A 22,427-nucleotide genomic window follows, 5' to 3' on the forward strand; every position below is an offset into this window, starting at 1 on the left:
CCTCAGGCTGGTATCGTTATCAGGTAGCTTCGTTACCCTGTAACAAGGCATGTTTTTTTAAAAGGCCACGCAGTTGGTGATAAGTTAACCCGAGCAGGTCGGCCGCTTTGCGCTGGTTAAAACGCGCTTGTTTCAATGCCACTTCCAGCATGGTTTTTTCTTGCTGATGTTGCCAAGTCTTCAAGTCCAATGGTAAGGCGGGTAAATCAGCGGTTGGTTGAGCCGTCATGTTATCAATCCGTTCCGCACGCTGAGCAAAGGGGTTGATAATGATCTCATTGAGCTCATGTTCACTTGAACTGTGCCGATACACTGAGCGCTCCACCACGTTTTTCAATTCACGCACGTTACCCGGCCAGGGGTAACCCAGCAGCACGTTACGCGCATGTTCACTAAACCCAGGGAACAGAGGTAGCGACAGTTCGCGACACATCTGAATAGCGAAATGCTCAGCCAATAACATGATATCTTGCTGGCGCTGACGTAATGGGGGTAATTGCACTACGTCGAATGCCAGGCGATCCAAGAGATCAGGGCGGAATTTACCGGCTGCAGCCAGAGCAGGGAGATCATCATTAGTGGCGCAGACCAGACGCACATCCACATGCAGCGACTGACTGCTACCGACCCGTTCCAGATGACCATATTCGATCACCCGCAGTAGCTTTTCCTGTACCAGCATCGGTGCAGTCGCCAATTCATCAAGGAATAGGGTGCCCCCGTCAGCTCGCTCAAAGCGACCAAGATGGCGTTTCTGTGCGCCGGTAAAGGCACCCGCCTCATGACCAAAAAGTTCAGAATCCAGCAAATTTTCATTGAGGGCGGCACAATTGAGCGAAATAAACGGCCCTTGCCAACGATTGGACAGGTAGTGCAGGCGGTGCGCAATCAACTCTTTACCGGTCCCCCGCTCGCCAATCACCAGTACAGGTTTGTTGAGTTTCGCCAATTGCGAAACTTGCTCTAGCATCTCAACAAAGGAGTTTGCCTCGCCTAGCAGATTCTCTAACGCGTCACTCATGATTAAATTGACCAATATTTAGTGAAAATACTCACTTTACAGTAAATACAAAGAGAGTCAAAAATAAATAATCATTACTTTTCAATCAATTAAAAGTTGGCACGTATCTTGATAATACAATGAGGTAAGACAGCAATGAGGCAAGACAGCAATGAGGTAAGACAGTAATGGGGCAAGACTGTAATGGTGCAAGACAGAATTGGATCAATACAGTATGGAAGCCATGTCGTATCAAGGTAATTATGTTTTATGGCGAGTAATTTGACTTAACTCGGCGCGTTATGACCCCAGTTGATGCAAATTTAAGCCAACAACCCGAAGAGGACGTAAATTATGAGTATTTTTTCTCGTTTTGCTGACATCGTGAACGCCAACATCAATACGTTACTGGATAAAGCTGAAGATCCACAAAAGTTGGTGCGTTTGATGATCCAGGAAATGGAAGATACATTGGTTGAGGTGCGCTCCACTTCAGCGCGCGCTTTGGCAGAAAAAAAGCAGTTGCTGCGTCGGATTGAGCAAGGAGAAGCCCAACTCAATGAGTGGCAAGAAAAAGCTGAGCTGGCACTGCGTAAGGATAAAGAAGATCTGGCGCGTTCGGCGCTGATTGAAAAGCAAAAAGTTTCGGCATTGATGACTAAGTTACGTCAGGAAGCAGAGACGATTGACGAAACGTTGGCACGCATGAAGAGTGAAATTGGTGAGTTGGAAAATAAACTGACCGAAACTCGCGCACGTCAGCAGGCATTGACCTTGCGCCATCAAGCTGCTTCATCTTCTCGTGATGTGCGCCGCCAACTGGATAGCAGTAAGTTGGATGAAGCCATGGCGCGTTTTGAACAGTTCGAGCGCCGTATTGATCATATGGAAGCTGAGGCAGAGAGTATGAGCCTGGGTAAAAATAAAACGCTGGACCAGGCCTTTGCCGAACTCAAAGCAGACGATGCCATCAGCGAGCAGTTGGCAGCCTTGAAAGCCAAGATGAATCGTTCTGAATAATTTGCTAATGCGGTTATCTTTGTATGGCCGCACTTACTGGTCAACAAGAAGGAATTGAAATGAGCGCGCTATTACTGGCCATTCCATTGACAATATTTGTGCTGTTTGTCGCCCCGATTTGGCTATGGCTGCATTACAGCAATCGGCAGCAGAGTGGTATTCAATTAAGTCAGCATGAAATGCAACGTCTGGCACAACTGGCGCAAGATGCTGCACGTATGCGTGAACGTATTCAGGCGCTGGAAGATATTCTTGATGCGGAACATCCCAATTGGAGGGAGTCGTAATGAGAAAAAATCAAGAAAGAAGGAATTATGACCAAGGGAGTGACTACCAAGCAGGAACCTCTGGTGAGAACCGCTGGCAGCAGACCGGCGCAACAGGCAATAAAAAATTATATCGTGTTCCTGAAGAAGGGATGGTGAAAGGGGTTTGTGCCGGCTTGGCACACTATTTAGAGGTGCCGGTACTGTTGATCCGCGTGATTGCTGTGCTGTCAGTGTTTTTTGGTTTGTTTGCTTTTACCGTAGTTGCCTATATCGTTCTGACCTTCACGTTGGATGAAGCCCCAGCGAGCAGCTATCAGGAGGCACAAACCGCTACACCACGCCAGTTGCTTGATCAACTGACGTATCAACTTGGCAGTGGGGAGCAGCAACTCCGCCAAATTGAGCGCTACGTCACCTCTGACACCTTTGGTGTACAGAGCCGTTTTCGCAAACTGTAACCTTTTATACCCAAGTTCAATGGAGTTGCAGGTAGGCGGCAAACGAGAACGTCCCGATGAGCTTACTCAAGTCAGTGATTCGGGTGAACGAGCATAGCCAATACTGCTACAGCTTCATTGATGACGGGTAAATATTCGTTGGAGAGCAATGAAACGATTGCAACATGAGCTTACTTCGCTGCTCAACCGGGGCATGGACCGCCATTTACGTTTGGCGGTAACCGGGCTGAGCCGCAGCGGTAAAACAGCGTTTATCACCTCGTTTGTCAACCAACTGCTGAATATTCACAGCGGCGCTCGTCTACCCCTATTTTCGCCAGTGCGAGAAGAGCGCCTGCTGGGGGTTAAACGCATCCCTCAACGAGACTTCGGGATCCCGCGCTTCACCTATGACGAAGGATTGGCACAGCTCTATGGTTCACCGCCAAGCTGGCCAACACCAACGCGCGGCGTCAGTGAAATCTGTCTGGCGTTGCGTTACCGCTCAAGTGACTCTCTGTTACGTCATTTTAAGGAAACCTCGACGCTGTATCTGGAGATTGTTGATTACCCCGGTGAGTGGTTGCTGGATTTACCGATGTTGGAACAGGACTATCTGGCGTGGTCACGGCAGATGGGTGGGTTACTGCAAGGGGATCGGGCCAAATGGGCGCAACCTTGGTTAACCTTGTGCCAAGCACTTGATCCATTACAGCCGGCTGATGAAAACCAATTGGCAGAGATTGCTCAGGCCTATACCGATTACCTGCTACAGTGCAAGGCACAAGGGTTCCACTTTATCCAGCCGGGTCGTTTTGTATTACCCGGGGAATTGGCTGGCGCGCCTGCGTTGCAGTTTTTCCCTTGGCCAAATATTGCCGAGCTGGAGGACCCTCGCTTAGCGCAAGCGGATAAAAACAGCAATATAGGGATGTTACGCGCGCGCTTTAATTATTATTGCCAGTCGATCGTCAACGCCTTTTATAAAGAGCATTTTGTTCGCTTTGACCGCCAGATTGTCTTGGTAGACTGTTTGCAACCTCTCAACAGTGGTCCACAAGCGTTTAATGATATGCGCTTGGCACTCACGCAACTGATGCGCAGTTTCCACTATGGTAAACGGACCCTGTTTCATCGTCTGTTTTCACCGACCATTGATAAACTGATGTTTGCTGCCACCAAAGCGGATCACATTACTGCTGATCAGCATTCCAATCTGGTTTCATTGTTGCAGCAACTGGTGCAAGAAGCTTGGCAGAACGCCGCATTTGAAGGTATCAGTATGGATTGCCTCGGCTTGGCTTCGATACAGGGGACAGAAAATGGCACCGTTGAACACCATGGGCAACGAATGGCTGCACTGAAAGGCCACCGGCTAAGTGATGGTGAACCATTGACGGTATTCCCCGGTGAGGTGCCAGCCCGTTTACCTGGCCCGGCATTCTGGCAGCAACAAGGTTTCCAGTTTGACCAATTTCGCCCAGGTGTGATGAGCATTGAAAGTCCATTGCCGCATATTCGCCTAGATGCCGCGATGGAATTTTTATTGGGAGACAAATTACGATGAGTGAACCGCTAAAACCGCGTATTGATTTTGAACAGTCGTTGCAGCCGCCACAAGAGCCAGTGCTGCGCGCTAGTATGGCATTTGATCAACAACAGGCTGAGAATTTTTACCCTACCTCGCCGGAGCTGGAACAGGAAGAAGAAGAGGGGCGCGCGGAAGGGATCATCAATGCGGCATTGAAACCCAAGCGTAGCCTATGGCGTAAAATGGTGAATGCGGGCTTGCTGCTGTTCGGCATCAGTGTGATAGCCCAAGGTGGGCAGTGGTTGCATAGCTCTTGGGTTCAGCAAGATTGGATTGCCCTCGGTGGTGGCGTCGCCGGGGGATTAGTGGTATTTGCTGGAATTGGTTCGTTGGTGGGCGAGTGGCGGCGGTTATATCGTTTGCGCCAACGAGCGCAAGAGCGTGATGAGGCCCGCGAATTATTACACAGCCATGGCTTGGGTAAAGGACGCCAGTTCTGCGAACAGTTGGCGCAGCAGGCGGGGTTGCCAGCAGGTCACCCGGCATTACAACGTTGGCAGGCTTCACTGCATGAAACCCAAAACGATCGAGAGGTGGTGGTGTTGTATGCCAAGCTGGTACAACCGGTACTCGATAGCCAGGCTCGGCGGGAAATTAGCCGTTCGGCCGCCGAGTCAGCACTGATGATTGCTGTCAGCCCACTGGCGTTGGTGGATATGGCATTTATTGCCTGGCGCAATATTCGGCTGATTAATCGTATTGCGACCTTGTATGGCATCGAATTGGGGTATTTTAGCCGAATACGGTTATTCAAGCTGGTGTTACTGAATATCGCCTTTGCTGGTGCGTCTGAATTGGTGCGGGAAGTGGGGATGGATTGGATGTCACAAGATATTGCGGCTCGTCTTTCAGCTCGGGCAGCGCAGGGAATAGGTGCTGGACTGTTAACGGCGCGCTTAGGCATTAAAGCGATGGAGCTTTGCCGCCCTTTGCCTTGGCTAGAGGGGGATAAACCCAAACTTGGCGATTTCCGTAAACAACTTGTCGCACAGTTAAAAGAGACAATGAGCAAAAGTGGCTCTCGGCCGCAATAAATCCTGGTTCAATCGCTTTTTGGTCGTCGCTGGAATAAGAAAACAGAGTTCTGTCAACTTTTGCTGACAGATGACTTCTTCTGTTCGGAGGGAGGGAGTATCATGGTGAGATATTCCCGCACCTGCAGAGATAAGGTCAATACTGATGCGTTTGGAAGTATTTTGCCAAGACCGTCTCGGTCTTACTCGAGAATTACTCGATCTTTTAGTATCCCGCGGCATCGATTTACGTGGTATTGAAATTGACCCCATCGGCCGTATTTATCTGAATTTTTCCCAACTCGATTTTGATGTTTTTCGGGCCTTGATGGCTGAAATCAGGCGAATCGATGGGGTCACTGATGTGCGCACGGTCAACTTTATGCCTTCAGAACGTGAACACCGGGCATTACGCGCGTTATTAAAATCAATGCCGGAACCGGTATTTTCCATTGATATGAAAGGCAAGGTAGAGCTTGCCAATCCGGCTGCACAGATATTGTTTAATTTCAGTGAAGATAAAATCCGTCATCAGACCGCCAGTCAGCTGATTAGTGGCTATAACTTTGGCCGTTGGTTGGAGAGCGAGAATATCGCGTCTCATTCCGAGCGTGTGGTGGTCCACAGTCAGGATTTCCTGATGGATATCACCCCCATTTATCTGGAAGATGAGCAGCAGCAGGGGGCCCCGGTGGGTGCCGTGGTGATGCTAAAATCGGCTGCGCGTATGGGGCGCCAGCTACAGAGTCTGGCAGTCAATGATGACAGTGGTTTTGAGCAGATTGTCGGTGTCAGCCCGAAAATGCGCCAGGTACTGGAACAGGCGCGTAAATTGGCGATGCTGGATGCGCCGTTGCTGATTGTCGGCGACACCGGAACGGGTAAAGATATCTTGGCACGTGCCTGCCATCTGCGTAGCACGCGCGGAAAGCAACCTTTCCTGGCATTAAACTGTGCGGCATTACCCGATGATGTGGTTGAGAGTGAACTGTTTGGGCATGCTCCTGGGGCTTATCCCAATGCGTTGGAGGGGAAAAAGGGTTTCTTTGAGCAGGCGAATGGCGGCTCAGTGCTGCTGGATGAGATTGGCGAGATGTCGCCACGCATGCAAACTAAACTGCTACGTTTCCTGAATGACGGTACTTTCCGCCGTGTAGGGGAAGAGCATGAAGTGCATGTGGATGTGCGGGTGATCTGTGCAACTCAGAAAAACCTGGTTGAGCTGGTGCAGCGTGGAGAATTCCGTGAAGATCTCTATTACCGCCTTAACGTATTGACGATATCTATTCCTCCTTTACATCAACGCCCACAGGATATTTTGCCACTGACGGAACTGTTTGTGGCGCGCTTCGCCGATGAACAAGGGGTACCAAGACCGAAGCTGGCGAGTGATCTGAACAGTTTCCTCATCAAAAACAGTTGGCCGGGTAACGTTCGGCAGTTGAAGAATGCCATCTACCGTGCTCTGACACAGACGGATGGCTTTCAACTGCGCCCGCAAGACATCATCTTGCCGGAATTTGAAGTGGAAATGTCATTGGCGGATGAAGTGTTGGATGGGTCGTTGGATGATATCAGCAAGCGTTTTGAACGCTCGGTGCTGACACGTCTTTATCGTACTTACCCCAGCACACGTAAACTGGCCAAACGCCTGGGGGTTTCACACACCGCCATCGCCAACAAATTGCGTGAGTATGGGCTGAGTAGCCGTAAGCTCACTGATGACAGTGAGGATGTTATTCAGGAGTAACGATGAGAAGCATGCGTTTTTATTCTGAATCCTGGCCGTTGCATACCGCTTTTGTGATAGCGCGTGGTAGTCGCACACAAGCCAATGTGGTGGTGGTAGAGATTGAACAGCAAGGCCACTGTGGCATCGGTGAATGCACGCCTTATCCCCGTTATGGTGAGAGCGAAATTTCAGTAATGGAACAGCTTGCTGCGGTCGCTGATGCTGTAGCACAAGGGGCAACGCGGCAAGATTTACTGCATCTGATGCCTGCGGGTGCGGCACGCAATGCTGTTGATTCTGCGTTATGGGATTTGGAATGCCATCTTACTGGTCGCGACCGCTGGCAGCTTAGTGGTGTGGTGGCACCAACCCGTGTAGTGATGGCGCAAACAGTCAGTATCGCAGCACCTGAAGCCATGGCATTAGCGGCTAAAACGTTGCAGCAGCAGGGCGCCACCTTACTGAAAATCAAACTGGATAATGATTGGGTTGATGAAAGGATGCGGGCGATCCGTAACGCTGTGCCACAGAGCACATTAATTGTCGATGCTAATGAGTCTTGGCAAGAGCAACAATTAGAAGCTCGTTGCCATTTGTTGGCAGAGTTGGGGGTTGCCATGCTAGAGCAACCGTTACCTGCCAATAATGACCTTGCCCTGCAAAATTTTGTCCATCCACTGCCGATTTGTGCTGATGAAAGCTGCCATACCACGGCTGACCTGCCGCATTTGGCGAATCGTTACCAAATGGTCAATATCAAGTTGGATAAGACCGGGGGCTTGACCGAGGCACTGAAACTGGCTGCACGAGCGCGAGAGCAGGGGTTTGATATCATGCTCGGCTGCATGTTGTGTACTTCTAGAGCGATCACTGCGGCATTGCCGTTGGTACCAGGCTCACGTTTTGTTGACCTTGATGGCCCAACCTGGCTGGCAAAAGATGTGGAGCCAGGTCTGGCCTTTGAGTGCGGAGCCATTGCGCTGTAGCCATCGAATTGTAGGTGCTGAATTGTAGGTACTGAATTTGTAGGTACTGAATCAATCACCATAGGTCAGTAATTCCACCATGGCATCCAGGTAAGTTTCACTGGCGGCATCAGCAGAGATGGGTGGCAATTCAGCGGTGATACAGGGTAAAGATAAATCCGCACACCAACTGCCAAAAGAACCGGGTGTTTCATAACCGACGCTGGTGACCAGTGGCAGAGCAAACTTATGGGCAAGCCACTCTCCTAATCTGGACTTTTGCGGGTCTTCCATGCAGGCCAGGGGTTCATGGAATGACACGACCCAAACTGGTTTTAAGCGATAAATGAGATGGCATAATCCCTGGGTTTCAGGTTCGGAACCGGGCCTCCCGCCGGTAGATAGCCGCACATCGCGTGTTTTGGCGCTACTGTTCCAACGATAAACCGTCTCCCCGGAACGCCAATTGGCGGCTGGAAAATTGCGGTTTAGATCAACACCATTGGCATTGGCGCGTAGCCCAAGCTGGCAACCATCGGGGTTGACCGCCAGGATCACATGATGACGCAACTGATTAGGCTCAATACTACGTAATGCGCAGGATAGGGTGACCACCGCAGCAGTTTCATCACCATGGGTGCCTGCTATCACCAATCCGGTGTTCGGGCCCTGGATGGCAGCGGGGAAGTAGAGTAACGGTGCATCTAGCACTGATTTGCCATACTGCTCACCAGCAGTGGTCAGTTGGCCTCGTTCACTCCGTGGTCGGTGTTGGATCATGCTGTGATTCCTTCATGCCAAAATAAAGAAGCTGTGGTGATGCTCAGTGTATTATGCTTTAACTTAATTTTCACAGTCTGTTAGGCGAATAAAGCGCTTCTGGCCGTCTTGTGGCTTGAAAGGCGATAGGAATGCATGATAAAAATTTTGCATGGTTAATCAATAATGGCGGGAAGAAAAATGCAGCAGAGTTTTCGTTTGGCACTTTGTGCGCTGGCGATCAGCGCAGTGATGGGTAATGCAATGGCCGCCCAGGTTCCTGCTGGTACTTTGCTGGCGGAAAAACAAGAAATTGTCCGTCATATTAAAGATGAACCGGCATCACTGGATCCCATTAAAGCCGTGGGGTTACCAGAAGCGCAGGTGGCGCGTGACCTGTTTGAAGGTCTGGTGAATCAGGATGCGCAGGGCAATGTGATCCCTGGTGTTGCGGTGAGTTGGCAAAGCAATGATAACCAAACCTATATTTTTACCTTACGTAAAGATGCCCGCTGGTCAAATGGTGACGTTGTCACGGCAAAAGATTTTGTTTATAGCTGGCAACGGCTGGTTGACCCCAAAAATACATCGCCATTTGCCTGGTTTGCCCAGTTGGCAGGTATCCAAAATGCCGAAGAAATTATTGCCGGTAAAATGCCAGTGGATAAACTCGGGGTAGTGGCGTTAGATGACCATACGCTGAAGGTACAGTTAAATAAACCGGTACCTTATTTTGCTAGCCTGACGGCGAATTTCAGCCTGTTCCCAGTGCCTAAAGCCACCGTTGAAAAATATGGCAGTGACTGGACCAAAGTCGGTAATTTGGTGGGGAATGGGGCGTTCAAATTGCAAGACCGCGTGGTAAACGAAAAGTTGGTTCTGGTACCTAATGAGCATTATTGGGATCACGCACAGACGGTACTGACTAAAGTTACCTTTGTGCCGATTAATCAGGAATCCAATGCCACCAAACGCTATTTGGCTGGGGATATCGACATCACAGAATCCTTTCCAAAAACCATGTACCAAAAGTTGCTGAAAGATATTCCTGGTCAGGTCTATACACCGGATCAACTGGGCACCTATTACTACGCATTTAATACCCAACGGGCACCTACCAACGATGTCCGGGTACGCCAAGCATTGTCATTCGCGATTGATCGGCAAATTATTGCCGAAAAAGTGCTGGGTACCGGTGAAAAACCTGCCTATCATTTTACACCGGATGTCACCGCTGGCTTTAAACCACAAGCTAATCTATTGCAACAACAGACCCAGGAAGAGCTGAACGCTCAAGCCAAGGCATTGATGCAGGCCGCGGGTTATGGTCCGAATAATCCGTTAAAACTCACTCTGCTCTATAACACGTCCGAGAGTCATCAGAAGATAGCGATTGCGGTGGCCTCAATGTGGAAGAAAACATTGGGTGTTGATGTCCAATTGCAGAATCAGGAGTGGAAGACCTATATCGATAGCCGTAATACCGGTAATTTTGATGTGATACGCGCTTCCTGGGTGGGGGATTACAATGAGGCTTCGACTTTCCTGTCGTTACTCACCTCTTCCCATACTGGTAATATCGCCAAATTCAAAAATCCGCAATATGACCAGTTACTGGCGCAGGCCAGCCGTGAAACAAATCCGACGCTGCTCACCGCCGATTACAATAAAGCGGAACAGATGATTGCGGAAGAAGCACCAATAGCGCCAATTTATCAATATACCAATGGTCGTTTGATTAAACCGTGGGTGAAAGGCTACCCAATCACTAACCCGGAAGATGTCGCTTATAGCCAGCAGATGTATATCTTGAAACATTGATTTACTGTGCTGTTGATACTCTCAATCATTCGAGTTGCTGTTTCTGCAACTCGAATGAAGAGCAGGAGAGTAACTTTTACGATTTTTTGACATCTTTATACAGCAGAAAGACATCTTGTTGTTCAAGATAGGCAAGAATGCATTGGATTATTTTACTGGAGTATCACCATGAATCTAAAATGTATTCTTGCGCTATTCGCGTTATCGGTATTACCTTGGGGGGCCCAGGCTGAGAGTACGGCCCCAAATAAAGTCATCGTCAAATCTCAAGTGGCTTCTCCCGTTGTTCTGGAAAACAGCCAAGAAAAAAACTACCTGAAAATTTCGCTGGTGGGTTACCCGCAGGCCATTGCACAGCGTCACCCGATTAATCTGGCGCTGGTGATTGACCGTTCGGGATCAATGGACGGTGAGAGGATCATCAATGCCAGAGATGCGGCCATTACGGCAGTTAATATGCTCGACAGTAATGATACCTTGTCGATAGTGGCTTATGACTCTGAAGCTGAAGTGATATTGCCAGCGACGAAAGTAAAAAATAAGCAGCAGATAATTAATGCAATAAGACGTAGCATTGAATCAGGTGGCAGTACCGCCTTGTTTGCTGGGGTTAGCAAAGGGATCCAGCAGGTGAGCCATCATCTGGATAAAGAACAGATAAACCGTATTATTCTGCTTTCTGATGGTCAAGCCAACGTCGGGCCAACCTCCAATAGTGAATTAGCCGAGCTGGCCAGAGTCGCTGCCAAAAAAGGTATCGCCATTACCACCTTTGGTATTGGTGAAGATTATAACGAAGATCTGATGACCACCATTGCCAGCTATAGCGATGGAAATCATGTGTTTGTAAAAAATGCCAATAATCTGGAAGGAATATTGGCCCATGAATTTAATGATGTGATGTCAGTGGTAGCACAAGATGTCGAGGTGGTTATTACCACGCCGGAGCAGGTGACACCCGTACGTTTGCTTGGCCGCGATGGCACTATCAGCAAGAACAAGGTGAAGGTAAAACTTAACCAACTGTATGCCAACCAGGAAAAATATGTCTTGTTGGAAGTAGTCCCAGCAAAAGGGCAGCATGCGGAAACCAAACTGTTGGCTGATGTGAGTGTCAGTTATGCCAATCTCAGTAGCAAACGGGTTGATACGGTTGATGAAAAGGTGAATGTCAGTTACAGCCAGTCCGCACAAGAAGTGAATTCAGCCCAAGTGGATGATGTGATTGTCGATTCAGCTATTCAGAAATCAGCCATTGAAAATGAGCGCGCGATACAGTTGATGGATAAAGGGCAAATGGAAGAAGCTAAAGCGGTCATTAGCGGCAATGCAGCGGAATTACAAAGCTTGAAACTCAAAACACCGGAAGCCAGGCAGAAAGCGGAATCCAGTGCGCAGATGAACAAGAAGATGGTGGAAGAGTTAGATAATGAAAGCAAGGCTTCATCGCGTAAGGCGGTAAAAGAACAAAATTTCAATATTAAAACGCAAAAGAATCAATAATCGTTTTGATTGCTGGCTGCAGGCAGTTGCAGCCGGCATCAACAGAGTCTAAAGCAGAATTCCATTGGTGACGGTGTCACCAACCCTCCTAGGAGCCAGATGTTCAAGCGCAGAAGTTTAATCATTTTTGTCATGATGACGCTGGTGATTTTCAGTTTGATCACTTATCTGGGTGTGCGCACCATCGAGCACGAGGTATTGCAGCGTCACTACCAATCCAAGATATTGGCACAGACGCGCGCCGCGCAGATGAGCACCAGTATCATGGATATTCTACAGCAGAAAGCGACACGTCTGGACGCCATTATGGATTATGTCCAGCGCGATGATGACTCCTTTAAAAAGCTGATTGAGCAAGACAGTGATGTTAATGCAGTTTTTGTATTGCAAAAAGGTCACTTGCTGTATCCCAAGGATAATGAGCCACTGAGTCAACAAGAGCATGCCTGGTTGCAGATGATCGCCCCCCTGGTGGATGACCCTTCCTTGCTTTACAGCCACAGTCTAAAAAACGAGCATGCGGCGCCACAATCAGGCTGGTTTATCGGCGGAGAGCTTCAGGATGCGCTACTTATTTATTGGCGTAATAAAGGTAGCGACACGCTAGGATTTCGCGTTTCTTATATCAATTTACTCTCTGATGTCATCAATGCTGCCCAAGTGGATTTTGGCAACGATACGTTGGTCGTCAGAGAGAATGGGCGGGTGCTGTATCAGAGCAACCCCTATCGGCTATTAGATGAAAAACGACTACTGGAACAGCAAAACCTGCCATATCCACTTTCGGGCTGGCAGGTTAGTTATTATGGTCAGCCAGTCAACACATTGGCGGTATACCTCTGGAGTGGGATATTTATTCTGCTAATGCTGGCCAGTATTGGGTTTATTCTCTTCCGTCTATACCGTGAATATACGCAAAAAACACGCTTGGCACGTCAACAGGTGAATTTTGTTAGCCAGGTATCCCATGAGCTGAAAACCCCACTGACCAATATCACACTCTATGCTGAGCTACTGAAAGAAGAATTGACTGATCAGCATGGTGGTCAGCTAGGCTATTTGAATGTGATTATTGGCGAGAGCCAGCGCTTATCCCGTCTGATCCAGAATATTCTCACTTTTACGCGTGAACCCAAGTTGTATCTTCAGTCAGTGGATGTCAGCCAATTAGTCACACAGATTGCGCATACCTTTACACCTTCCCTGCAGGCTAAGGGAATGGCGCTGGTCGTCACAGTGGCTGAAAATGCGCTGGTGAATTCTGATGTAGACCGTTTGACGCAAATTATCAACAACTTACTCAATAACACAGAGAAATATGCCGCTACAGGGAAGCAAGTTGACCTACAAGTGGTTGCCCATGCGGACTATGTTGATATTCATGTACGGGACTATGGGCCAGGTATTGCTGATAAAGAGTTTGAAATGATTTTCATGCCTTTTTACCGGGTAAAATCAAACATTACTGAAGGGGTCTCAGGCACAGGTATTGGTTTGACGATCGCTCAGCAACTGGCGCACAGTTTAGGTGGCAAGATCTCGGTGACAGCACTGTCTCCGGGGGTGCGTTTCACACTACGGTTGATGCGCTAAGCGCCCGCTACGGCGGCATAACGCTCCATCGCGATAATCTCAAGGGAGAATGATGAAAATACTGGTGGTTGAAGATGATACCAATATTCGACAAGGATTGGTTGAAGCGCTTTCCCGCGAGGGATACACACTGATTGCTGCGGAAAACGGCAAAGTGGCGCTGGAAAAATACCAGCAGCAAAAACCAGACTTTATGATTCTGGATATCATGATGCCAGAGATGGATGGTTATCAGGTATGCCGTGAAATCCGCAAACAGGATGAAGATATCCCGATTATTTTTTTATCGGCCAAAGATGAAGAGATTGATCGTGTGGTGGGGTTAGAACTGGGTGCCGATGACTATATCAGTAAGCCATTTGGCATTCATGAAATTCGCGCCAGAATTAAAACCATCGCTCGGCGTTGTTTGCGTAGAAATAACCCTCAACCGGATACCCGTTTCTGCTTTGGCGACTTGACCGTCTATCCCAATGAGTTGTGTGCACTACGCCAGACAGAACGTCTGGAGTTATCGCTGCGTGAGATAAAAATTCTGGTTTGTCTTTATCAGCATAAAAATCAAGTGGTAACTCGGGAAATGTTGTTCGACGCAGTCTGGGGTTATGACTATTTACCCAACAGCCGTACACTGGATCAGCATATTTCTAAACTACGCAAAGTGATTGAACAGGATCCCAACAACCCATTATTGATTCGCACGGTACATGGGGTAGGCTATCGTTATCAAGTGACGTCAGATTCACCGCGATAACCCCACGCTAAGACGATATCTGGTGGAATAGCGGGGGAATGGCAGTTCGTTGGTATGCTGTTGGGGATTAAGAAACCTCATCCCTGAGGTTCTCACTTGCTGATAAAACGGACGAACCATATTTATGATCTAGCTGCTCTCCCGGCAGCTATTCATTGTCTGGCTTTGTTTCATCAGAATAAATTAATATATCTCCGGGCTGACATTCTAAATAGCGACAAATTGCATCCAGAGTAGAAAAACGTAACCCTTTCACTTTACCTTGTTTTAGCAGAGAGACGTTTTGTTCTGTAATACCAATGACTGACGCTAAATCTTTAGACTTCATTTTTCGCTTGGCTAACAGCACATCAAGTTTCACGATGATTGTCATAGTAATACCTTTAAATAAACTCTTGATTTTCTGTGTATATCATACTTGCCTGTTGCAATATGTGAGCAATGATGGTGATGCAAACAGCGAGGAATAAGGCAACAACATCTTGTACGGTGAAACTAAACGAGATGAATTGCTGACCTTCAGGCGCTAGCATGGTCAACCAAATGCTCAGTAAAGGCTCACAAATAAAAGTTAACAGCGTCCAGATGGCAATAGATTTACCCACTCGTCCCAAATGTTGTGCGGCAGTGACGGAAAAATAGGCTTTTTGTGCATAGGTTTGAAAAAGCAGACGCAACTGATAGAGCCCAAACACCAGTGCAAGCAGTGGAATGCTGGATAAAATAATAGCGCCGGCAATTTGCCATCCTGGCAGGGAGGCTACATTAACTTTGCTGTCACTGATAAAGGTCTCCGTCAGAGAAAACCCCAAGCCATGCCCGGCAATATTACCAGGAAATAACCAAGCGACCACGTTCAGCAAGATCATCATGATAAGAAAAGCGAGAGTGATGGTAGCCATCCGTTTGCTTAGGACTGAAATACGTGTTGTTGACATAAGAACCTCTGTTTTATGAGTATCAGGAAGTGCAATCATGCCAATAAAATTATCGTAAAACAATAATAATTTAATGTTTAACGTTGTTTTATTATTGTTTTATTTAAATTCAAAAGCTTATCTTTTGATGAGCAACACCAAAAGGTCAGCAGACTTGGCGATTGATGTGAATAGCGTGTCGCTTGGCAAGCCCCCCAGTCTGTAAGGCCAGATTTTTGCCAACAACATAAGTTCACTGGTCATCTGTTATCAATAGGAAGAACAAATTTCCCATAACCAAAGACAATGTTTTACTCGGGTTAGCCAAAGTCACTACGACAGTATGGGTATGTTTGCCCAATCACATGTGGCCCTGATGGGCGGTTGCTTGTGGTTGAAGCGTACGGCGAGCGGGTTATAAGCAAAATTCTTACGGAAAAGGTCATTTAAATTGAGCAGCATCAACATATTTTTATTATAAATGCGGCATGCTTTTAAGCGCAGGTGAATGCAACGTCGAGCGATGGGCGTTGCGCTCCATAATTGTTTTATTTTAGAATTATGCACATAGCAGATTTGATTCAATAATGCCGGTTTAATCACCGGCATTTTTTTATCGATATTTCTTTGAGTGGTGCAGAGCTAGCCAACGTTTTATCAGTATTACTGTGGCAAGACAGGGTGGCTGAATGGCCAAGCGCTAGCAGCAGCCGGCGACACTTTCGTTCCAGAAACTGGCTTCTATTTTGTGGCCATCCAAGTCACGAACAAAACAGCCATAATAAGCATCACCATATTCAGGGCGAAGGCCTGGTGCGCCTTCATCTTGTGCCCCTGCGGCCAACGCCTGCTGATAAAATGCATCAACTTGTTGTTTACTGGTGGCAAAAAAACCAACATGAACGCCATTGGCGGTGCCAGCAGGTTTACCATCTATAGGGATTTGCAGCCAGAACTCTGGGTACTCATGGCCATAGCCAATGGCACCGGGGAAATCATGCACTCTCCGGCAACCTAGCGCACTGAGTACCTGATCATAAAATTGTGCGGCAAGATCAAATTTATTGGTTCCTAACGAGACATGTGAAACGCAAGGGGTAATATCCATCAGTTATCTCCTATTTACTGTATAAATAAACAGTAATGCATAGAATTAATGCTGTCAGGTAGCCAATGCGATAAGTGTGATCAGGTTCACAACCAAAATAGGGTAGACAATCGTAAAGGCGTTAAATCGATGGGCTTGCCCTGTGCATCTTCGTCAGAAGTATTTCAATCAAAGATGGAAAAACTAATGACAACAATGGGATAGTCCCTTGTTGTCATTAGATAAATGAAAGGATCAGAAAATAAACAGGTTTTCTTCAATATTAACGATTGCAACTCCTCGCAGAGTAATCTGGCTGTCAAAATAAGACACTATCGTGTCGTTATTCACCGCCTTGAAGTGCAGATCGTCAAAGCTCAAAGCTGAGTTGCTGAACAATATCTTGTCATCTTTAACATTGAAGTCCGCAATAATGTCCTTACCCGCACTGTCGCTGAAAATAAACAGATCGTTGCCCGTGTAGCCGTATAAGGTATCATCACCATACCCACCGATAATGGTATCTTCACCCTGTGTGCCATGGACCGTATCGTTACCTGCTCCAGCGTCAATATAATTCTCTTTATCTTTGTCATTATTACGGTCGAGATCAAAGGCAAAAATCATGTCATTGCCACCACCAGACTCAATGATGTTATTCCCACCGTAAGCATGAATAATGTCATTCCCGTTCCCGGTCACGATATAGTCATCTGTTCTACTGGTGTGGATCACATTATTGCCATCACCCGTCTGGATCGTGGTTTCGTTGCCACTACCGGCGAGGCGACTTACAGCAGTATCAATGTAATTATTACCGTTACCCGTGGTAATGCTGTCATTACCGCCGTAGGTGAAGACCGTTTTCTGGCCATCGCCCAGAATCACTGTATCATTACTATAGGAAGTATGAATTACGTCGCGGCCACCATCGCTGATCACGGTTTTACTGTGACCGATGTCGTCATTGCGGTTACTGGCATTGGCATGGATATTATCGTTCCCGCTGCCTGTCTTGATATAATCATCACCGCCGTAACTGAAAATGGTGTTGCTACCATCACCGGAATCAATCAGATCATTGCTGGCCCCAGTGTGGATCACATCGTTACCACTGCCGGTGATAACCTTAACGGTATTGCCGCTGCCTTCATTGCGGTTTCTGGCCGTATCAATATAGTTATTACCGTTACCCGTAGTAATGGTGTCATTACCGCCGTAGGTACGGATAATTTTATTACCGTTGCCTACCATGATTTTGTCATTGCCGTAGGATGTATCAATTATATCTCTGCCATTACCGCTGATGATGGTCTTAGTGACATTGATATCATCATTGCGGTCTGTGGCGTAAGCCCTAATCGTATTATCGCCGTTACCAACCTTGATACTGTCTGTTCCGCCATAGGTGTAAATACGTTTATTGCCATCACCACCTACGATGGTATCGTCGCTGTCCGAGGTTTCGATATAGTCATTGCCTGCACCGCTGTTGATCTGCTTGGTGAAGCCTTTGTCCAGTTGAAGGTTATTGGAAGCAGCAAAGATATTGTCATTGCCATCCCCAGCAATGATTTCATCATTACCACCGTAACTGCGTACGGTATTATTGCCTTCACCCAGGTCGATAAAGTCGTCCCCTTTGGCGCCATAGACCGTATCAGAGCCCTCGCCAGCATAGATAATATGACGCGCCTCAGCATCCTCGGTATTGCCGTTTTTGGCCGCATAGATAATGTCATGGCCTGCACCGGCAAATATAATTTCGCTACCGTTATTGCCATAAATAACGTCATTACCTTCATAACCGTAGATAATGTCATTCTGGTCACTGCCAGTCAGGACGTTATTGTTTTGATTACCATAAATAGTGGTATGTTGATCGGCAGGGCCTTGGCCGTAAATCACCAGCTGCAGTTGGGCATGATTGGTCAACGCAGCTTCATCGCTGATCTGATAGTCGATGGCAATCCGCACTGATTCACCAAAGGCCAGATCGGCATAGGCACCTTGATGCTCAAAGATGTATTTCCCATTGGCGGAAATCTGGATGCGCCCCCCTTGTTCCAGGTTAATCCATTCGCCAACGGCGTCCATGCGGTTGCCAACGGCTGAAACATGAATAGCCTGCGGGTTATAGTCACTATCATTGAGCAGAACATTACCGGTGTCATCCGTGAGGCCTGCGATCACGGTGACACGATCGTCATTGGCCTCAGGGGCTACAGGCCGCAGCCACATAGGGATATAGCCGGTAATATCCTCCTGTGATACGGGACTACCCATTAGATCTTTCAATAAGTTGACGGCAAACTGATACCCCATGTAGGAATATCCTTCCGCATCAAAGTGTACCAGTCCGTTAGACGACTTCTGGAAGTGTTGCATGCTGAAAAACTCAATACGATCAGATGCATTAGCAGCCTGTTGCAACTCGGCTTCTATTTGTGGTCCTCCTAGGTAAGGAGAAGTTCCACTTGCTATCAATTTGAGGTCTTCCATGGCAAATTCGGTTTGCATACGGGCAAGCAAGGTGAGCAGCTTCTGGTCATAGTCACTGTGTCGGCCGTAATCATGTTCCCCCTGAGTCCAACCAACGCCACCGATAAATGGCGCATATCCCTGATCGGCAATCGCCTGTGATGACTTGAGTGTGTTGGTAAAAATGTGGGTGAGCATATCGCCGTTCAGCCAACGAACGATAGAAGTACCGCCGGATGTGACCTTGGTGAGATAGACCTCTGAGCCTAATGCCTGTGTCAGGTTAACACCAAGAGACAACTCAGAACCCGCCCAACTCTTGGCTGGGGCGGCGCCAAATTCCAGTGGATTAGTATTTTTATTCGGCGTCAAGCTTTCAAACTGTTTACCCGTCCAGATTTTAACCTGCTCCTGTACGCTACGGAGTTCAGGATCAAAATCAGCCACATTTTCCCAACCCGCCATGTTCGACTGGCCAGACAACACAAAGTTATAGCGTGTTTCTGCAATAATCCCCGCATTATTTACCCCACCGCTGGCCGTTACGCCTACCACGGCAGGACCTTCGGTATGCATATTGGTGCCAACGACGGCGTTATATTTTGATATGCCGTTTAACAGGGCGCCACCTGATCCAGGGGCGGTATAATTCTCAGTGGTGACACCATCGGCGTGATACACCACTGCGCTGGCTCCTTCACCTAGAATATACTGGTTTTTAAACAGCGCCACGCCAGATGTTTGAATTGCCCCAGCGGAATTCAATAGGACAATAATGCTATTTTCGCCCCCAGCATAAACAGCAGTAGCCAAATCCATGGGGCTATTCTCGGTTCCCAGCGCATTTTTAGTGCCATTAGCACTTACATAGATAACATTTAACGACATAATTCCCTCTACGTTACAACCAACACCATCATGGTGCCGACCTTATTAATCAGTTTGAAACAGCGACAATAAATACAGGCTAAAAAGTATACGGAGAGGTGAGCGTTTTTTCAACGTTTTTTCAAAGAAAATTCTTAGTCAGGGCGTAATTAACGATAGCCCGCCTGCGCAGATGCCTCAGACGGGTTCCGAACGTGCCTGTTGATAAACCCTCGGCTTACCAGCGCAGAGCGTAAGTCACGGTTACACATTAGCATTGCTGGAAAGCAGCATTTTTACGCCGAACACGCAAGGTAGAAGCAGGGTGTGTTAGTCGCGGGAGGCCGATCACTGCCTTCCTACCGCGACCCAATAATCCGCCTGCAGACGGGCGGAAGTGTGCTATTTAATTTCCAATACGTTCAGGCGTTCAAGGGTTGGCGAGTCCTCATCTTCAGGCTGCCAGCCCATCGGTTGTAGGGGCAACTCTTCACGATCAAAAGCCAGATCCCCTCCATTGATAACTTCACTGCCGTGGTGAATATTTTTAAAATCGAACAGTTCGGTATCACAAAGATGGGAAGGCACCACATTGCGCATGGCACTGAACATGGTTTCGATGCGGCCAGGATAGCGTTTATCCCAGTCACGCAGCATATCGCCAACCACCTGACGCTGCAGGTTGGGTTGTGAACCACACAAGTTGCACGGAATAATGGGGAATTGTCTTGCCTGGGCAAAACGCTCAATGTCTTTTTCGCGACAGTAGGCTAAAGGGCGGATCACAATATGTTTACCATCATCACTCATCAACTTTGGAGGCATACCTTTCAGTTTGCCGCCGTAAAACATATTCAAGAACAGCGTCTGTAAAATGTCGTCACGGTGATGGCCGAGAGCAATTTTGGTGGCACCAAGCTCAGTGGCGGTGCGATAAAGAATGCCACGGCGTAAGCGAGAACAGAGAGAACAGGTGGTTTTACCTTCAGGGATTTTCTCTTTAACGATAGCGTAAGTATTCTCTTCAACAATCTGGTATTCAATGCCTAGGCTTGCCAGATATTCTGGCAAAATATGCTCAGGGAAACCGGGTTGTTTTTGGTCAAGGTTTACAGCAATCAGTGAAAAGTTGACCGGTGCACTTTGCTGCAGATTGCGCAGGATCTCCAGCATGGTATAGCTGTCTTTACCACCTGACAGGCAAACCATGATGCGATCACCTTCTTCAATCATATTGAAATCCGCGATCGCTTCCCCGACGTTACGGCGCAGGCGTTTTTGCAATTTGTTCAGGTTGTACTGCTCATTAGGTTTAATTACTTGATTTTCATTCATTTTGTTACTTCTCAAATCTCAAAAGGGGCAAAATTGGGGCAAAACGTATTACTGAGCAAGCTTGGCGTTGAGCATGTTCACCTGTTCATTATTCAGTTCTTCGAACCATGTTCCGTAAATCTCGTACACCATCTGCGCGTTATCATGCCCCATCTGATTAGCGATAAAAGAGGGGTTTGCACCGGCCGACAATAACCAGCATGCGAAAGTATGTCGTGTATGGTACGGATTACGCCGCCGAATACCAGCGTGTTTTACAGCGGCATTCCATCTGGCACCAATCGATGATAATGAATAATACGGTTTTTGTTCCCCTTTAGCCTGCCGCGGCATAAACACAAAATGGAGTTTCTGTTTTTCCGTATGCCCATACATGGCTTCTGGGATTGTTACGCCATCATCCGCGATTGGTACCAGCTTGAGCGAGACGCAACGTTGCAAAACTTCAGCGGGCAGACGGGTGGTGGATCCGGGGTGAAAACCTCTACATGCAGCACTATGCCGAAGCCGGTTTTGTACCGACTGCCGATGATCTGCAGATTGGCGATGTAATCATTATGCAGATACGAGCGGATGAGCCGAACCATGCCGGTGTTTACATCGGTGATGGAATGATGATCCACCATATGTACGGCCAGCTTAGCCAGCGCGTGCCGTATGATGGGTATTGGCAATACCGGACAATTATCTAACTTCGATATTATCGGTCCGTATCGGGTGCGGATACCGCTGTTATAGACGTGTTCAGCACCCCATCGAATAGTGTTTCTGTCGTCAAGCGGTGATATCATGTAGCAGATTATGACCAATAGGGATAGGGATGTGAAAAAAATACTTCTGGCTCTGACTGCTCTGACTTTGGCTGGTTGTGCTCGTCCATATGGACCAGCGGAAGAGATTCTAAATAAAGAAATAGTCATACCCAAAAATGGTACGCAACAAACAAAAGTTACCGTGACAAGAAATAAACAATTTATTGGCGCGGGGAGCGGGGGAGTGTGTAAATTCCTTATTGCTATCGATGATGAAAATGTTGCCGTTTTGAAACAAAACCAGTTTGTTACGGCTTATCTTGCTAATGGTCCTCATAAGCTTCGTGTCAGTAATGAATGTAATGTATTAACTATGGGAATGAGAAAGACCCTTGATTTAGTAGCTGACGGAACACCTCAGGAATATATAAGCGAGGTGGGTTTCTGGGGGCAATACAGAATGTGGCGAGTTAAATAAATATAACCACTCAACTATAGGTCACTTAGGTGGCCTTTTTTATTGGATTAAAT

At 47.6% G+C, this 22,427-nt stretch carries 19 protein-coding genes and 2 pseudogenes; 13 read left to right on the forward strand and 8 right to left on the reverse strand.

The window, feature by feature from the left end; all coding sequences use genetic code 11:
- Positions 1–19: 19 nt before the first annotated feature.
- Complete coding sequence (gene pspF, locus ACX9GV_RS08300; RefSeq protein ID WP_473197703.1) at positions 20–1,021, reverse strand: phage shock protein operon transcriptional activator; 1,002 nt, start codon at positions 1,019–1,021, stop codon at positions 20–22.
- A 333-nt stretch (positions 1,022–1,354) separates the two neighbouring features.
- On the opposite strand from pspF, the gene pspA reads away from it, so the two are divergent.
- The 7 genes from pspA to ycjG all read left to right on the forward strand — a co-directional run bounded on the left by pspA (position 1,355) and on the right by ycjG (position 8,048).
- On the forward strand, positions 1,355–2,020 hold the full coding sequence (gene pspA, locus ACX9GV_RS08305; RefSeq protein ID WP_473197704.1) for a phage shock protein PspA: 666 nt from the start codon (positions 1,355–1,357) through the stop codon (positions 2,018–2,020).
- 59 nt (positions 2,021–2,079) lie between these two features.
- Positions 2,080–2,307, forward strand: a complete 228-nt coding sequence (gene pspB, locus ACX9GV_RS08310; RefSeq protein WP_473197705.1) for an envelope stress response membrane protein PspB — start codon at positions 2,080–2,082, stop codon at positions 2,305–2,307.
- Positions 2,307–2,747: an envelope stress response membrane protein PspC gene (pspC, locus tag ACX9GV_RS08315; protein WP_473197706.1), complete on the forward strand. Its 441-nt coding sequence runs from the start codon at positions 2,307–2,309 to the stop codon at positions 2,745–2,747. Before pspB ends, pspC begins: the two co-directional genes overlap by 1 nt.
- A gap of 148 nt (positions 2,748–2,895) precedes the next feature.
- Positions 2,896–4,293: a YcjX family GTP-binding protein gene (locus ACX9GV_RS08320; RefSeq protein ID WP_473197707.1), complete on the forward strand. Its 1,398-nt coding sequence runs from the start codon at positions 2,896–2,898 to the stop codon at positions 4,291–4,293.
- A complete protein-coding gene (locus ACX9GV_RS08325) occupies positions 4,290–5,351 on the forward strand; it encodes a TIGR01620 family protein (protein ID WP_473197708.1) in 1,062 nt (353 codons plus the stop codon). The genes ACX9GV_RS08320 and ACX9GV_RS08325 overlap by 4 nt, the downstream gene beginning before the upstream one ends.
- A 145-nt stretch (positions 5,352–5,496) precedes the next feature.
- Positions 5,497–7,080 (forward strand): transcriptional regulator TyrR, encoded by a 1,584-nt coding sequence (gene tyrR / locus ACX9GV_RS08330; protein WP_473197709.1) that lies wholly within the window; start codon positions 5,497–5,499, stop codon positions 7,078–7,080.
- 2 nt (positions 7,081–7,082) lie between these two features.
- Positions 7,083–8,048 carry an L-Ala-D/L-Glu epimerase gene (gene ycjG, locus ACX9GV_RS08335; RefSeq protein ID WP_473197710.1) on the forward strand — a complete coding sequence of 322 codons (966 nt, stop codon included), beginning with the start codon at positions 7,083–7,085 and terminating at the stop codon, positions 8,046–8,048.
- 51 nt (positions 8,049–8,099) lie between these two features.
- Here the strand turns inward: ycjG and mpaA are convergent, their stop codons facing one another.
- Complete coding sequence (gene mpaA / locus ACX9GV_RS08340; RefSeq protein WP_473197711.1) at positions 8,100–8,807, reverse strand: murein tripeptide amidase MpaA; 708 nt, start codon at positions 8,805–8,807, stop codon at positions 8,100–8,102.
- 165 nt (positions 8,808–8,972) lie between these two features.
- On the opposite strand from mpaA, the gene ACX9GV_RS08345 reads away from it, so the two are divergent.
- The 4 genes from ACX9GV_RS08345 to ACX9GV_RS08360 all read left to right on the forward strand — a co-directional run bounded on the left by ACX9GV_RS08345 (position 8,973) and on the right by ACX9GV_RS08360 (position 14,457).
- Positions 8,973–10,607 (forward strand): peptide ABC transporter substrate-binding protein, encoded by a 1,635-nt coding sequence (locus tag ACX9GV_RS08345; RefSeq protein WP_473197712.1) that lies wholly within the window; start codon positions 8,973–8,975, stop codon positions 10,605–10,607.
- Between the two features lie 168 nt (positions 10,608–10,775).
- Positions 10,776–12,110, forward strand: coding sequence for a vWA domain-containing protein (locus ACX9GV_RS08350; protein WP_473197713.1), 1,335 nt, complete (start codon positions 10,776–10,778; stop codon positions 12,108–12,110).
- A gap of 99 nt (positions 12,111–12,209) precedes the next feature.
- A complete protein-coding gene (locus tag ACX9GV_RS08355; RefSeq protein WP_473197714.1) occupies positions 12,210–13,703 on the forward strand; it encodes a sensor histidine kinase in 1,494 nt (497 codons plus the stop codon).
- Positions 13,704–13,755: 52 nt separating this feature from the next.
- Positions 13,756–14,457 carry a response regulator transcription factor gene (locus ACX9GV_RS08360; protein ID WP_023491696.1) on the forward strand — a complete coding sequence of 234 codons (702 nt, stop codon included), beginning with the start codon at positions 13,756–13,758 and terminating at the stop codon, positions 14,455–14,457.
- A gap of 148 nt (positions 14,458–14,605) precedes the next feature.
- Here the strand turns inward: ACX9GV_RS08360 and ACX9GV_RS08365 are convergent, their stop codons facing one another.
- The 6 genes and pseudogenes from ACX9GV_RS08365 to ACX9GV_RS08390 all read right to left on the reverse strand — a co-directional run.
- Positions 14,606–14,830 carry a helix-turn-helix domain-containing protein gene (locus ACX9GV_RS08365; RefSeq protein ID WP_023491697.1) on the reverse strand — a complete coding sequence of 75 codons (225 nt, stop codon included), beginning with the start codon at positions 14,828–14,830 and terminating at the stop codon, positions 14,606–14,608.
- A gap of 10 nt (positions 14,831–14,840) precedes the next feature.
- Positions 14,841–15,434: a DUF2975 domain-containing protein gene (locus tag ACX9GV_RS08370; RefSeq protein WP_473197715.1), complete on the reverse strand. Its 594-nt coding sequence runs from the start codon at positions 15,432–15,434 to the stop codon at positions 14,841–14,843.
- Positions 15,435–16,074: 640 nt separating this feature from the next.
- Positions 16,075–16,482: a VOC family protein gene (locus ACX9GV_RS08375; RefSeq protein WP_023491700.1), complete on the reverse strand. Its 408-nt coding sequence runs from the start codon at positions 16,480–16,482 to the stop codon at positions 16,075–16,077.
- Between the two features lie 234 nt (positions 16,483–16,716).
- Positions 16,717–19,830, reverse strand: a complete 3,114-nt coding sequence (locus tag ACX9GV_RS08380; protein ID WP_037383288.1) for a sialate O-acetylesterase — start codon at positions 19,828–19,830, stop codon at positions 16,717–16,719.
- Between the two features lie 381 nt (positions 19,831–20,211).
- The gene (gene ttcA, locus ACX9GV_RS08385) at positions 20,212–21,144 is read right to left on the reverse strand and encodes a tRNA 2-thiocytidine(32) synthetase TtcA (RefSeq protein ID WP_023490898.1); all 933 of its coding nucleotides are present in this window, start codon (positions 21,142–21,144) and stop codon (positions 20,212–20,214) included.
- Positions 21,145–21,192: 48 nt separating this feature from the next.
- Positions 21,193–21,516: pseudogene (locus tag ACX9GV_RS08390) on the reverse strand (tyrosine-type recombinase/integrase); the annotation flags it as partial.
- On the opposite strand from ACX9GV_RS08390, the pseudogene ACX9GV_RS08395 reads away from it, so the two are divergent.
- A pseudogene (locus tag ACX9GV_RS08395) lies at positions 21,514–21,836 on the forward strand (NlpC/P60 family protein); the annotation flags it as partial. The pseudogenes ACX9GV_RS08390 and ACX9GV_RS08395 overlap by 3 nt on opposite strands.
- Before the next feature lie 130 nt (positions 21,837–21,966).
- Positions 21,967–22,374, forward strand: coding sequence for a hypothetical protein (locus tag ACX9GV_RS08400; protein WP_037383304.1), 408 nt, complete (start codon positions 21,967–21,969; stop codon positions 22,372–22,374).
- Positions 22,375–22,427: the final 53 nt, after the last annotated feature.

The sequence above is a fragment of the Serratia sp. 25CWL12 genome, from assembly GCF_055790885.1.

Bases quoted from the DNA above. Each gene is read 5' to 3' on its own strand.
- pspF (WP_473197703.1), bottom strand. From the start codon at position 1,021: ATGAGTGACGCGTTAGAGAATCTGCTAGGCGAGGCAAACTCCTTTGTT.
- pspA (WP_473197704.1), top strand. From the start codon at position 1,355: ATGAGTATTTTTTCTCGTTTTGCTGACATCGTGAACGCCAACATCAAT.
- pspB (WP_473197705.1), top strand. From the start codon at position 2,080: ATGAGCGCGCTATTACTGGCCATTCCATTGACAATATTTGTGCTGTTT.
- pspC (WP_473197706.1), top strand. From the start codon at position 2,307: ATGAGAAAAAATCAAGAAAGAAGGAATTATGACCAAGGGAGTGACTAC.
- ACX9GV_RS08320 (WP_473197707.1), top strand. From the start codon at position 2,896: ATGAAACGATTGCAACATGAGCTTACTTCGCTGCTCAACCGGGGCATG.
- ACX9GV_RS08325 (WP_473197708.1), top strand. From the start codon at position 4,290: ATGAGTGAACCGCTAAAACCGCGTATTGATTTTGAACAGTCGTTGCAG.
- tyrR (WP_473197709.1), top strand. From the start codon at position 5,497: ATGCGTTTGGAAGTATTTTGCCAAGACCGTCTCGGTCTTACTCGAGAA.
- ycjG (WP_473197710.1), top strand. From the start codon at position 7,083: ATGAGAAGCATGCGTTTTTATTCTGAATCCTGGCCGTTGCATACCGCT.
- mpaA (WP_473197711.1), bottom strand. From the start codon at position 8,807: ATGATCCAACACCGACCACGGAGTGAACGAGGCCAACTGACCACTGCT.
- ACX9GV_RS08345 (WP_473197712.1), top strand. From the start codon at position 8,973: ATGGCGGGAAGAAAAATGCAGCAGAGTTTTCGTTTGGCACTTTGTGCG.
- ACX9GV_RS08350 (WP_473197713.1), top strand. From the start codon at position 10,776: ATGAATCTAAAATGTATTCTTGCGCTATTCGCGTTATCGGTATTACCT.
- ACX9GV_RS08355 (WP_473197714.1), top strand. From the start codon at position 12,210: ATGTTCAAGCGCAGAAGTTTAATCATTTTTGTCATGATGACGCTGGTG.
- ACX9GV_RS08360 (WP_023491696.1), top strand. From the start codon at position 13,756: ATGAAAATACTGGTGGTTGAAGATGATACCAATATTCGACAAGGATTG.
- ACX9GV_RS08365 (WP_023491697.1), bottom strand. From the start codon at position 14,830: ATGACAATCATCGTGAAACTTGATGTGCTGTTAGCCAAGCGAAAAATG.
- ACX9GV_RS08370 (WP_473197715.1), bottom strand. From the start codon at position 15,434: ATGATTGCACTTCCTGATACTCATAAAACAGAGGTTCTTATGTCAACA.
- ACX9GV_RS08375 (WP_023491700.1), bottom strand. From the start codon at position 16,482: ATGGATATTACCCCTTGCGTTTCACATGTCTCGTTAGGAACCAATAAA.
- ACX9GV_RS08380 (WP_037383288.1), bottom strand. From the start codon at position 19,830: ATGTCGTTAAATGTTATCTATGTAAGTGCTAATGGCACTAAAAATGCG.
- ttcA (WP_023490898.1), bottom strand. From the start codon at position 21,144: ATGAATGAAAATCAAGTAATTAAACCTAATGAGCAGTACAACCTGAAC.